The sequence below is a fragment of the Catenulispora sp. MAP12-49 genome, assembly GCF_041262705.1.
Taxonomy (GTDB): domain Bacteria; phylum Actinomycetota; class Actinomycetes; order Streptomycetales; family Catenulisporaceae; genus Catenulispora.
On the sequence record NZ_JBGCCP010000011.1, the window covers coordinates 15,048 to 27,371 of the forward strand.

Below are 12,324 nucleotides of genomic sequence, written 5' to 3' on the forward strand. Positions count from 1 at the left end.
GGTCCTGAGCGGTTGAGGGCCACGGGCTCCTGAGCGGCTGAGGGCGGCGGGCTCCTGAGCGGCTGAGGCGGCCGGACTAGGATCGGATCATGCGCTATCGTCACCTCGGCAATTCCGGCCTGCTCGTGTCCGTCGTCGGCCTGGGCTGCAACAACTTCGGCGGCCGCCTGGACGTGGCCGGCACCCGCCGCGTCGTGGACGCCGCCATCGAGGCCGGCATCACCCTGCTGGACACCGCGGACATGTACGGGCAGAGCAAGTCCGAATCCTTCCTCGGCGAGGTCCTGGAGGGCCGCCGGGACCAGGTGGTCCTGGCCACCAAGTTCGGACATCAGGGCTATGACATGGGCTACCCCCCGGCGGCCGGCGCGAAGGGCGGCCGGGCCTACATCCGGCGCGCCGTCGAGGCCTCGCTCAAGCGCCTGCGCACGGACTACATCGACCTGTACCAGCTCCACACCCCGGACCCGGCCACCCCGATCGCCGAGACCATCTCGGCCCTGGACGACCTGGTCCGCGAGGGCAAGGTCCGGTACCTGGGCAACTCCAACTTCGCCGGCTGGCAGATCGCCGAGGCGCACTACGTCGCCGAGCAGCTGAACGCCACCCCCTTCATCTCGGCCCAGAACCACTGGTCGCTCCTGGTCCGCGACGCCGAGACCGAAGTCGTCCCGGCCGCCGAGCGCTTCGGCCTGGGCGTCCTGCCCTACTTCCCCCTGGCCAACGGCCTGCTCACCGGCAAGGTCCGCCGCGAGACCGGCATCCCCGCCGACGCCCGCCTGGCCGGCCGGCCGAGCTGGGTCACCGAGGACCGCCTGGACAAGGTCGAGGCCCTGATCGCCTGGGCCCAGAAGCACGGCCGCAGCATCCTGGAGGTCGGGATCGCGGGCCTGGCAGCGCAGCCGGGCTGCGCATCGGTGATCTCCGGAGCCATGTCGCCGGAACAGGTCCAGGCCAACGCCGCTGCCGGGGACTGGGTGCCGAGCCGCGAGGAGCTGGCGGAGATCGATGCGATCGTGCCGGCGGGGGGTGGGGAGTAGGCGCGGTTTGGTTGTGCCCCTCGTTTCGCGTTGGCGGCCGGGGGTTGGCGCTGAGCAAGGGCGCGCACAGGGCCGAGTCACTGCGCACGCGTCATTGCTGGCGGGTGTCTGCCGCGTTTGGGCAAGGAGCCCTCTGTGGGATGCGGGATCCACCTGTCACACCGTGGTCGACACCCGCATGAATCACCTCTTGTCAGTCTCCTGTGATCCACTGGGCTGACAGCTCTGAGCCCTCGAGCCCCCGGTCCTCGACGTTCCGCTGCCCCCTCGCGTTCCTTGAACATTCAGCCGTTTCGCGGGTGAGCGCCAAGTGGCGGGGGTAGGTTCCTCCGGAATCAGGTGCCGGTCCGGCAGAGGGAGGAGCGGATGGATACCACCGTCGCGGTGAGGGGACGCGGTATCACCAAGGTTTTCGGTGATGTCGTCGCGCTCGATCATGTCGATGTGAGCATGGCGAAAGGCCAGATCCACGGCTTGGTCGGCCCGAACGGTGCCGGCAAGACCACGCTTCTGGGGCTGTTGTTGGGGTTGGCCGTCGCCGATCAGGGGACGCTGGAGATCTTCGGGGCGCCGGTGGGGCGGGCGTTGGCCGCGCCGGATGGGGTCTCAGGGTTCGTGGACGGGCCCGGTCTGTATCCGACGCTCACCGCCAAGCAGAACCTCGCCGCGCTCGTCGCGCTGCGGCACCGGGATGCGCCGAGCACCGGGGTCGACGAGGCGCTGGAGCAGGTCGGGTTGACCGCGGTGGCCGATGACAAGGTGCGCGGGTTCTCGTTGGGGATGCGGCAGCGGTTGGGTTTGGCCGCTGCGTTGCTGACCAAGCCGCGGCTGCTGGTGCTGGACGAGCCGGCCAACGGTCTGGACCCGGCGGGCAAGAAGCACGTGCACGGGGTGCTCAACCGGTTGGCGGCAGACGGTGCCACGGTCATTCTGTCCAGCCACCGTATGGATGATCTGGAAGCGCTGTGCTCCGAGGTCACCATCCTGTCGACCGGACGCGTGGTGTTCTCCGGGCCCCTGAACAAGCTCTCCGACGAGAACCGGGAGCTGGACTACCGGCTGCGTGTCTCCAACACCGCCGACGCGCGGACGGTCGCGGCCGGGACGCCTGGGGTCGGCATCGTCGAAGGCTCCGACACCGTCGCACGCGGCGACACCGAGGTCATCGTCGTCCGGGGACAGGTCGCGGCGATGGATGAGCTCGTGGCCCGCATCGTGCGCGCGGACATAGCGCTGCGCGAGCTGGCGCCGGTTGTCTCGCCGTTGGAAGCAGCCTTCCTCGCGCTGACCGAGCAGACCGCGGAGAAGCCTGGGGAGAGGCACACAGAGCAGCCCGCCGAGAAGGCAGAAGAAAAGGCGGCAGAGAAGTCCGCCCCCGCGACCAGCCAGCAGGAGGCCGGCCGATGACCGCCACCGTCACCGACAACCCCGCGCCCGCCCCCGAGGCCGAGATTCCGGTCGCTCGTCCGGTCCCGGTCTCCCGTGTCCTGCGCTTCGAGCTGACCAAGCAGTTCTCCGCCTGGCGTGTTCGGCTGCTGATTCTGCTGTGCTGGCTGGGGCCGGGCCTTCTGGTCTTCGCGATCGACCAGCAGAGCACCTTGCCCTCCGACACGCTGTTCGGCCGCTGGATGCACGCCACCGGGTGGGCCGGATCGCTGGTGGCGCTGGGCTTCTGCGGGACGTGGGGCCTGCCGCTGATCACCTCCGTGGTGGCCGGTGACGTCTTCGCCTCCGAGGATCGGCTGGGCACCTGGCGGCACCTGCTCATCGCCATCCGCTCGCACCGCCGGATCTTCGCGGCCAAGGCTGTCGCCAGCCTCACCGTGATCCTGCTTCTGGTCGCGGGCCTGGCGTTCTCCAGCATCCTGGGCGGCCTGCTCGCCGAGGGCAACAACCCGCTGGTCGGCCTGGACGGCCACAGCCTGGCGGGCGGGGACGCCGGCGGCAAGGTCCTGCTGGCCTGGGTCAGCGTGCTGGCGCCGACGCTGGCGCTGGCCGCGATCGGGCTGCTCGGCTCGATCGCCCTGGGGCGCTCGCCGATGGGCCTGCTGCTGCCGATGATCGTCGCGCTGGGCATGCAGACCGCGCAGATGCTGCCGCTGCCGGTGGCCGTCCGCCTGGCCCTGCCCGGCTACGCCTTCATCTCCTGGAACGGCCTGTTCACCGACCCCCAGCAACTCCAGCCCCTGCTGATCGGCATCGCCGTCAGCCTGGTCTGGGCCGTCGTCGCCACCGTCCTGGCCTACCTGCTGTTCCTGCGCCGCGACTTCACCAACCTCACCAACGACGGCGCCGGACGCAGGGTCCTGACCCTGGGCGTTCTGCCGCTTGCCGGCGTCCTGGCCGCGACCATGGGCGTCGTCGCCGTCGCGACCGGTGCCGGCGGCTCGGGGATCAACCAGGACAAGGTCCAGAAGTCGGTGGCCACCGCCTTCGCGCACCTCTATGTGCTGCAGGAGTCGGAGATGCACCGGCCGCCGCTCAGCGAACCGCAGTTGCACAGCTCCGCGTCGTGCCTGAAGAGCGAGGGCATCGGCACGCAGGAGGGCTCGGGCAACGACTGGCGCTGCACGGTCTCCTGGAACGTCCCGGGCGACAACATCACCGCGCAGGCGATCTACCAGCTCGACGTCACCGCGAACGGCCGCTACGTCGCCGACGGCGACGGCCCGCAGGAGGTCAACGGCTACTTCCTGATCGTCGCCAACGGCACCACGGTCTCCAACCCGCTGTGGCAGTTCGACGGCAACGTCGATCTGCTTGCCGCGCACTGAGCACCGAGGAAAGAAGAACCGGCCGGGTGCTCGCGCACCCGGCCGGTTCTTCTTTCGCTAGAGCATCAGCTCACGTTGACCGACGTGTCGTCGATGACGAACGACGTCTGGTACTCGGAGTCCTCGATCCCGGTGAACTTGAGCGTCACCGTCTGTCCGGCGTAGGCCGACAGGTCGAACGAGTGCAGCGAGTACCCGCTGTTGGCGTTGAGGTTCGAGTAGGTGTACATGTTCTTCAACACCGAGCCCGAGCTGCTCAGCAGCTGCAACTGCAACGTGTCGTACTTGGTGCTGGTCGTGGTCTCCGCGGTGTCGATGTGCATGTAGAAGTTGAACTTGTACGTCGTGCACCCCGCCGGCAGCGTCACCGTCTGCGACAGCGTGTCCGTGGTGGACTTGCCCCAGCCGTCGAGCCACGCGTCGTAGGTCCCGGCGTGCGGCGGCTCGGAGGTGCTGCTGTTGATCACCGAGAGCGGGGTGTGCGTCGAGGTCACCGCCCAGGGCGCCGGGTTGGTCTTCCCGTTCTCGAAGCCCGGGTTGCCCAGCAGCTGGCCGGCCGTGCAGCCGGTGCTGCCGGTCGGTGTCGCGCTGACCTCGTTGCTCTGCCCGCCCTCGCCGACGGGGTTCGACGCGGTCACGCGGTAGTAGTAGGTAGTCCCACTGGTCAGCCCAGTATCCGTGCACGTCAAAGTGGTGCCGCTCAGGCCGCTGCAACCGCCCGAGGTCACCAGCGACTCCGTGCCGCTGGAGGTGCCGCGGTAGACGCTGTACTTGGTGAGGGTCTCGCCGCCGGTGCTGGACGGCGCCTGCCAGTTCAGCGTCACCTGGTTGGTGCCGGGCGTGGCCGTCAGGTTCTGCGGCGCGCTGGGCGTCACGCTGCCGACCGGATCGGCGGTGACCGCGACCGTCGAGGTGGCCGAGTTCGCCGGGGACGCGCTGTCCGTCACCGTCAAGGTCGCTGTGTACGTCCCGACCGTGGAGTACGTGTGGCTCGGGTTCTGCGCCGTGCTGACCGCCGAACCGTCACCGAAGTTCCAGCTGTAGTGGTAGGCCGGGGTGCCGCCGGTCGCGGTCCCGGTGAAGTTCACCGCCAGCGGGATCTGTCCCGAGGTCGGCAGGCCCGACGCCGAGGCCGCCAGCGGGTTGCCGACCGCGCTCACGTTCACCGCGACCTGCGAGGTCGCCGTCTTCGCCGGCGAGGAGCTGTCGGTCACCGTCAGCGTCGCGGTGTAGGACCCCGAGGAGCTGTAGGTGTGGCTGGGGCTCTGCGAGGTGCTCGACGAGCCGTCGCCGAAGTTCCAGCTGTAGGTGTACGGCGCCGTGCCGCCGGTGGCCGAGCCGGTGAAGTTCACCGCCAGCGGTGCGTTGCCCGTGGTGGGGGACGCCGTGGCCGAGGCCGACAGCGGGGTCGAGCCCTGCACCCAGAAGTCCTCCAGCGGGTCGCCGAGGGCGGCCTGGTCGTTGGTGGTCATCGGGAAGGTGTTCAGGCCGATGTTGTCGTTCGGGTCGATGATGCCGGCCTTGACGTTCTGCATCGTCCGTTCCATCGCCGCGATCACGTTGTTGGTCGTGTAGGCGACGTGGCTGACGTACCCCTGCTTGACGTACTGCGACGGGCCGATGACGACCAGCGGCACCCGGTAGGTGTTGCTGACGTGGTCCGTGCCGTTGTTGCCGTTCTGGGTGTCGTCCTCGGTGACGATGATCAGGGTGTTGTTCTTGTACGTCGCGTTGTTCTCGATCGCGTTCACCACGTTGTTGGTCGCGGTGTCGTTGCCGGGGATGTCCTGGTACGTGCCCGGGTGGTCGTTGAACAGCTCGACGTAGCTGTAGGCCGGCAGGCCGTTGGTGTTGACGAAGTTGATGTAGTCGTTCGCCACGGTGCTGTCGGGGATGCTCTGGTTGGAGCAGGTGTACTCGTTGTAGTGCAGCTCCTCCGGGATGCTGGTGCCCGGACGGTTCGGCGGCAGGACCTCGAGTTTGCCGTCGGCCGGGTTCTTCCAGTAGCCCGAGCCACTGCTGAGCATCCAGTAGAAGTCACCGTTCATGACGAACGTGTACGGGCTGCTGCCGCTGCCGGTGCCGGTCGGCGCCGTGCAGGCGTTGGTGCCCTCGTCCGTGGGACCGTTGGTGTTGCTCAGGAAGCGGTCGAACTGCGTCCCGTTGGACGGGTACGACTGCTGCTGGGAGCTGGACTGCGACTGGGCCGAGAACAGCCACCAGTGGTTGGGGCCCGACGGCGGCTGCGTGCCGGTGCTGTAGGAGTCCGACAGCGCGTAGGTCTTGGCCAGGCTGTGCAGGTCCGGCACCGAGCTGATGTGGTTGGTGCTCTCCACCTGGCCGTTGCAGCCGGCCTGGATGGTGGTGGCGCAGTCGCCCAGGTAGTCGTCGAACGTGTGGTTCTCGCGGTAGACGATGACGAAGTGCTGGAACGGCGGGAAGTAGGGAGCCAGCGGGTTCACCGCCGCCACCGGCTGCTGGATCGCCGTGGCCGCCTTGCCGTTCGCGGCGGGCTCGTAGGTGATCCGGTTGTTCACCGCGAAGTCGTGCGGCTGCGGGAACTGCTTGTACTCCGCGCCCAGCGCCGCGAACTTGGCGCTGGAACAGTCGAAGTTGTCCGGCTTGTAGGTCTGCGGGCGCTGGCCTACCGGCAGGTTCTTGGCGTTGGTCGGGTCGGTGCTCGGGTTCCACCCGATGAGGGTGCAGGAGCCGGGGCCGGATGTCGGCCTCTTGCTCTCCAGACCCTGTGCGGCTCCGGTTATCCCGCCCACTATGAGGGCGAGGAACGCGGCGCCGGCGATCCAACGTTTCCGTCTGATCATTGATGCTCCCTGATTGGGGGATGTGGGGAACGGCGCGAAAGTGGCGACGGTATTGTCTAGGCGAATAAGGGTCCGGACAAGACTTGCCGAGGCACAGAACCCGCTGATAGCGAAGGCTTTCATTCGTCGTTGGTCCACAGTTGGCCTGATCCGCTCCGGCGGCCATCCAACGCGACATATCGCGTTCGGCGTCGTTTCCGGCTACACTGCCCGCATGACCTCCGCGCCCGAAGAGAACCCATTCGTCCCGGTCGTCGTCCCCGCCGCGGGTCCGGCGTCCCCGGACGTGCGCGCCTCCGACGCCGAGCGCGACGAGGTGGCGGCGATCCTCTCCGAGGCCCTGGCCCAGGGCCGGCTGACCAGTGCCGAGCTGGCCGAGCGCATCGACACGGCCTACGCCGCCAAGACCCGCGCCGAGCTGGTCCCGCTCACCGCCGACCTGCCGGCCGACCTGCGCAAGAATCCCTCGGGCCCGATCGCCGCGGTGGAGCGCCAGCAGCTGAACGCGACGTTCAGCAAGGTGATCCGCTCCGGCCGCTGGGTGGCCGGCCGGCACACCGAGGCCACGGCCCGCTTCGGGGCGCTGATCGTGAACCTGGCCGACGCGGTCCTGCCGGGACGGGAGATCACGTTGGACATCAACGCCTTCTGCAGCAAGGCGATCATCACCGTCCCGGAGAACGCCCGGGTGGTCGACGAGGGCGGCGTGCTGTTCGGCAAACGCGTGGTCACCGGCAACGCGCCGGCCGGCGCCGAGGAGGGGCCGCTGATCCGCATCACCGGCAAGTCCGCGTTCAGCAAGATCGTGGTGCACCGCAGCGGCGCGGGCGGCGACGGCGTGAACCCGGCGATCTGGTGGTGGGAGAACCGGCACCAGCGCTGAGCGCTGATATTCGTGAGCGCCGAACGGGCCTATGCGCGAGACTCCCCTGAGCAGAACCAGAACGGGGAACCTTCATGGCCAACACGAAAAACCTTCCGCTGCACCAGGTGCGCGCGGACTACGACCGGACCACGATCGTCGTCTACCAGGCCTACCGGGCCGAGATCGCCGAGCCGGCGGTGCGCGCCCAGCGCTTCGTCGAGCCCTTCTCGCTGAACCGGATGACCTGGATCAAGCCGTCGTTCCTGTGGATGATGGGCCGCTGCGGCTGGGCCCGCAAGCCCGGGCAGGAGCGCGTCCTGGCGGTCCGGATCACGCGCGAGGGCTGGGAGAGCGCGCTGTCGCAGGCGGTGCTGACCAGCTTCGAGCGCGGCGTGTACACCGACCGCGAGGACTGGGAGCGGCAGATCAAGCACGCGCGGGTCAACGTGCAGTGGGACCCGGAGCGGACGCTGTCCGGCGGGGTGCTCGACGCCCGCGCGATCCAGGTCGGCCTGAGCCGCCACGTCATCGGGGACTACGTCGACAGCTGGACCACGGAGATCCGCGACATCACGCCGACGGTCCGCAAGATGGCCGAGCTGATCAAAGAGGGCCGTAGGGACCGCGCCGCCGAGCACCTGCCGAAGGAGCGGCCCTACGACCTGCCGCCGCACATCGCGCAGCGGCTGTACCGCTAGTACCGCTAGGCGGCCGGCTCCAGGACCACGATCGGGATCCGCCGGGACGTGCCCTTCTGGTACTCGCCGAACTGCGGCGCCTTGGCGACCACCTCGGCGTACAGCGCGTCGCGCTCGGCGTCGCCGGCGACCCGCGCCCTCACCTTCACCGTTTGGACCTCGTCGTCCCCGGGCGTCTCGATGACGGTCTCGGGGTTCGCCTGGAGGTTGTGGAACCAGGCCGGGTGGTTGTCCCGGCCGGCGTTGGAGGCCACGATCACCCAGCCGCCCTCCGGCGCGGAGATCCACGCCAGTGGGGAGACGTAGGGGGTGCCGGACTTCGCTCCGGTGTGGTGCAGCAGCAGCAGGCCCTTTCCGCCGAACTGCTCGACGCTGCCGGCGTTGGCCCGGAACTCCTCGATGATCTGCTGGTTCCAGGATTGGCGTTCTTCGTTGCTCATAACGGCGCCCAGCCACCGGTCGAAGGGGTTTTATTCCCGCCTGGTCACCGACCTCCCCCGAATGACCCGTCCGGACTCACCGGCGAGCACCCTGACCTTGGCAATGTCAGTCTGGGGGGCATGGCGCACCCGACCACTCCCCCGCCGGCCGCCTCCCCGACGACCCCGCCGCCGGTGATCGTCGTCACCGGGGTCTCCGGCAGCGGCAAGTCGACGGTCGGCGCCGCCCTGGCCGGCCGCCTGGGCTGGGACTGGGCCGACGGCGACGCCTTCCACCCGGGCAGCAACATCGCCAAGATGGCCGCGCACGAGCCGCTCACCGACGAGGACCGGATCCCCTGGCTCGACGAGATCGGCCGCTGGATCGACAAGGCGGCCACCGCCGACCGGCCGGCGGTGATCGCGTGCTCGGCGCTGAAGCGCTCCTACCGCGACCGGCTGCGCAAGGGCCGGCCGCAGGTCCGCATGGTCTACCTGGTCGTCGACCTCAAGACGCTGCACCGGCGGCTGACCGACCGGCGCGGGCACATGTTCCACGCCGACATGCTGGGCAGCCAGCTCGCCGCGCTGGAGCCGCCGACGCCGGACGAGGACGTGCTGATGGTGAAGTCCGCCGGAACGCCGGAGCTGACGGTGGACCACATCATCACCTACGAGTGTCTGCGGCAGTACCTGCCGAAGAGCGCGGAGCGGAGCCGGCGGTAGGGCCGCCCTCACCCGATCGTGGCCGCCACCCCGTAGTGGTCCGACAGGAACCGCTCGCGTCCGTCCGCCATCCGCACCTTGTCCTGCAGCACCACCTCGGCCTTGGCCATCAGCCCCGGCGTCACCAGCACCTGGTCCAGCGCGGCGCCGTCCCAGCCGGGCACGGGGCGGAAGGTGGTGGCCGCGTCGCCGTCGAAGGCGTCGCGCAGACCGGAGGCGGCTTCGAAGCCCTCCAGCAGCCAGGAGTCGCGCGGGACGTTGAAGTCCCCGACCGCGATCACCGGCTCGCCGGAGTCGATGCGGCGGACCGTCTTGGCCAGCCGGGCCAGCTCGCCCTGCTGGACACGGGTGAACGGGGCCGCCTTCGACCAGTCCGACTGGTGGTTCGGGCTCAGGTGCGTGTTGGCGACGGTGAAGAACTCCCCCTCGGCGGCGAAGCGCGTCATCAGCACGCCGCGGCGCATCAGCAGGTCCTGCCGCCACTTCGCGGGCGCTGCCAGGACCTCGTAGCGGTGGCCGACCAGCGGGATGCGGGACAGCGTCAGCAGCCCTCCGGCGACGCGCGGCAGCCGGAGACCGGAGGCGGCGTAGGGGAAGGAGGTCCTGGTGAGTTTGCGGATGAGGGCGAAGTTCTGCGGGATCCACAACTCCTGCAGACAGACCACGTCGTAGTCGGAGTCCGCCAGCACCTGCGCCAACGCGCGCAGGCGCACCCTGGGCTCGTCCTTGTACAGCGTGTTGAACGACAGCACCCGGATTTTCGGCACGGCTACGCCCTCCTCCCCGCGGTCCAGGCGACCCGCATCGGGACCTTGGACCCGAACCGCAACACAGAGTTCTCATACACCCGGGCGCCGGCCCCGACGATCCCCACCGTCAGAACGGCCATCAACCCGATCGCCACCACCGGCTCCCACCACGAGGCGTCCCCGCCGGCGATGCGCACCGGCTGGATCAGCACCGAGAACGGCGGCACCAGCGAGAGCACCCGCACCCAGACCGCGTCGGGATTGCTCAGCGCCGCGAAGGCGGCGAAGTACGGCACCATCAGCAGCAGGTTCAGCGGCTGCACCGCGGTCTGCATCTCCTCCTGCCGCGACACCCGGGCGGCCACCGCGGCGTAGGCCGAGGCGTAGAAGACGTAGCCGAGCACGAACCACACCGCGACGATGCCGACGGTCTGCCAGATCTGCCCGCTCATATGCAGCGCCCCGGTCGCCGACCCGGCCCCGATCCCCACGGCGGCCGTGGCGGCCAACTGCAACAGCCCCAGCGCCCCGATCCCGATGATCTTGCCGGTCAGCAACACCCGCGCCGACGTACTGGACAGCAGCACCTCGATGACCCGGCTGGCCTTCTCCTCGACCACCCCGGTCGCGACCCACATGCAGTACGCGATCATCTGGCTGAACAACATGATCTCGGCGATCAGCGCGACGGTCTTGCGCTGCCCGGCGTCAGGATCCTTGGGCGCCAGCTTGACCGTGGTCTGCCCCTGCACCTGGTCCAGATCCGGAACCTGCGAGGCCAGATTCGCCCCGGCGAGCACCGGCGCCAACTTCGGATCGACGGAGTCCTGCACGAAGATCTGGCCGCCGTCCACGAGCGCGTCCATCTTGCCGCTCTTGACCAGCGCCTGCGCCCCCACGGAGTCGGTGACCACACTCGAGGTCAGCTTGATCTTGTAAGCCGGCGCCTGCCGCTCGGCGATCTGCTGCTCGGCGACGGCCCGGGGCCCGGCGAACCCGACGGTGAAGGACGGCGTCTTGTCCCGCCCGGAGACCAACGACGAGATCACCACCGCGACCACCACGATCAGCAGCGAGATGGCCACCGAGATCGCGAACCCGCGATCCCGTCCCCGCTCGCGGAACTCGCGGCGCATGACGAGGCGGACGGCGCTGCGGTTCACGCGGGGGCTCCTTCGGGCTCGGGACGGCTCCTGTCGTCGACTCCATCACCGCTGCCGGATTGCGCCGCGACCTCGCCTTCGGCACCACCGTGATCGGCCACGGCCTCCCGGAACAGATCCGCCAAGCTCGGCCGCAGCGGCGTGAACTCCCGCACCGGCCCCAGGGCCCGCGCGGCGTCCAGGATCGCCTGGTCGTCGGCCTGCGCGGCGAGGATCAGTGTCGTCGTCGCGCCGTACTCGGCGGACTCCACGCCCGCCAGGCCGTCGGCCCATCCGGCGGCGGCGTCCGTGCCGATTCGCAGCGCGCGCTCGGCCCGGGAGGCCCGCAGCTCGTCGACCGTGCCGGTGGCGACCATGCGGCCGCGGTAGATGATGCCGATGGAGTCGCACAGGCGCTCGACCAGTTCCAGCTGGTGGCTGGAGAAGACGACCGGGACGCCCTCGGCCGCGCGCTCGCGCAGCACCTCGGCCAGGCTGTCGACGCCGACCGGGTCCAGGCCGGAGAAGGGTTCGTCCAGGACCAGGACCGCCGGGTGGTGCACCAGCGCGGCGGCCAGCTGGACGCGCTGTTGGTTGCCCAGCGAAAGTGCCTCGACGCGGTCCTCGGCGCGCTCGGCGACCGACAGGCGCTCCATCCAGTACTTCGTGGCCTTCTCGGCGTCGCGGCGGCTCAGGCCGTGCAGCTCGGCGAGGTAGCGGAGCTGGTCGCCGACGCGCATCTTCGGGTACAGGCCGCGTTCCTCGGGCATGTAGCCGAACGTGCGGCGGGTGGCGGTGTCCACCGGCTTGCCCCGGAAGCGCACCGTGCCGGCGTCCGGCTCCAGCACGCCCAGCGTGATCCGCATCGTGGTGGTCTTGCCCGCGCCGTTGGTGCCGACGAAGCCGTACAGCTCCCCCGGACGCACCGAGAACGTCACACCGTCCAACGCGACGCGGTCGCCGTAGCGTTTGCGCAGCCCTTCCAGCTCCAGCATCAAGCCTCCCGTGTTGCCTGGCCCGATCCTAGCCACCCGGCGCCGGTGAACGCCGTGGTCAGTGCAGCCAGAGATTTGTGCGGACAGAGATTTG

11 protein-coding genes are annotated in these 12,324 nt (G+C 69.5%); 6 read left to right on the forward strand and 5 right to left on the reverse strand.

Features of this window, described 5'->3' with window-relative positions:
* Positions 1–89 precede the first annotated feature (89 nt).
* The 3 genes from ABIA35_RS20965 (at position 90) to ABIA35_RS20975 (ending at position 3,814) form a co-directional block, all read left to right on the forward strand.
* Complete coding sequence (locus tag ABIA35_RS20965) at positions 90–1,040, forward strand: aldo/keto reductase (RefSeq protein WP_370358977.1); 951 nt, start codon at positions 90–92, stop codon at positions 1,038–1,040.
* 366 nt (positions 1,041–1,406) lie between these two features.
* Positions 1,407–2,447 carry an ABC transporter ATP-binding protein gene (locus ABIA35_RS20970; protein WP_370358978.1) on the forward strand — a complete coding sequence of 347 codons (1,041 nt, stop codon included), beginning with the start codon at positions 1,407–1,409 and terminating at the stop codon, positions 2,445–2,447.
* Positions 2,444–3,814 carry an ABC transporter permease gene (locus ABIA35_RS20975; RefSeq protein WP_370341415.1) on the forward strand — a complete coding sequence of 457 codons (1,371 nt, stop codon included), beginning with the start codon at positions 2,444–2,446 and terminating at the stop codon, positions 3,812–3,814. Before ABIA35_RS20970 ends, ABIA35_RS20975 begins: the two co-directional genes overlap by 4 nt.
* A gap of 65 nt (positions 3,815–3,879) precedes the next feature.
* Here ABIA35_RS20975 and ABIA35_RS20980 read toward each other — a convergent pair whose 3' ends face one another.
* The gene (locus ABIA35_RS20980; protein ID WP_370341416.1) at positions 3,880–6,636 is read right to left on the reverse strand and encodes a PKD domain-containing protein; all 2,757 of its coding nucleotides are present in this window, start codon (positions 6,634–6,636) and stop codon (positions 3,880–3,882) included.
* 214 nt (positions 6,637–6,850) lie between these two features.
* Between ABIA35_RS20980 and ABIA35_RS20985 the strand changes: the two genes are divergently transcribed.
* Entirely contained in the window at positions 6,851–7,519 is a 669-nt protein-coding gene (locus ABIA35_RS20985; RefSeq protein WP_370341417.1) for a DUF1707 domain-containing protein, read from the forward strand.
* Between the two features lie 74 nt (positions 7,520–7,593).
* Positions 7,594–8,199 (forward strand): DUF4291 domain-containing protein, encoded by a 606-nt coding sequence (locus ABIA35_RS20990; protein WP_370358979.1) that lies wholly within the window; start codon positions 7,594–7,596, stop codon positions 8,197–8,199.
* A gap of 5 nt (positions 8,200–8,204) precedes the next feature.
* On the opposite strand, the gene ABIA35_RS20995 is transcribed toward ABIA35_RS20990, so the two are convergent.
* Positions 8,205–8,639 (reverse strand): nitroreductase family deazaflavin-dependent oxidoreductase, encoded by a 435-nt coding sequence (locus ABIA35_RS20995; RefSeq protein WP_370358980.1) that lies wholly within the window; start codon positions 8,637–8,639, stop codon positions 8,205–8,207.
* Positions 8,640–8,759: 120 nt separating this feature from the next.
* Here ABIA35_RS20995 and ABIA35_RS21000 point away from each other — a divergent pair, with 120 nt between their 5' ends.
* Positions 8,760–9,344: a gluconokinase gene (locus tag ABIA35_RS21000; protein ID WP_370358981.1), complete on the forward strand. Its 585-nt coding sequence runs from the start codon at positions 8,760–8,762 to the stop codon at positions 9,342–9,344.
* 8 nt (positions 9,345–9,352) lie between these two features.
* Here ABIA35_RS21000 and ABIA35_RS21005 read toward each other — a convergent pair whose 3' ends face one another.
* From ABIA35_RS21005 to ABIA35_RS21015, 3 genes are read right to left on the reverse strand one after another with little or no spacing between them, the layout of a single operon-like run.
* Positions 9,353–10,111: an endonuclease/exonuclease/phosphatase family protein gene (locus ABIA35_RS21005; RefSeq protein WP_370341422.1), complete on the reverse strand. Its 759-nt coding sequence runs from the start codon at positions 10,109–10,111 to the stop codon at positions 9,353–9,355.
* A 2-nt stretch (positions 10,112–10,113) separates the two neighbouring features.
* Positions 10,114–11,256 carry an ABC transporter permease gene (locus tag ABIA35_RS21010; protein WP_370341424.1) on the reverse strand — a complete coding sequence of 381 codons (1,143 nt, stop codon included), beginning with the start codon at positions 11,254–11,256 and terminating at the stop codon, positions 10,114–10,116.
* Positions 11,253–12,230 (reverse strand): ABC transporter ATP-binding protein, encoded by a 978-nt coding sequence (locus ABIA35_RS21015; RefSeq protein ID WP_370358982.1) that lies wholly within the window; start codon positions 12,228–12,230, stop codon positions 11,253–11,255. Before ABIA35_RS21015 ends, ABIA35_RS21010 begins: the two co-directional genes overlap by 4 nt.
* Positions 12,231–12,324: the final 94 nt, after the last annotated feature.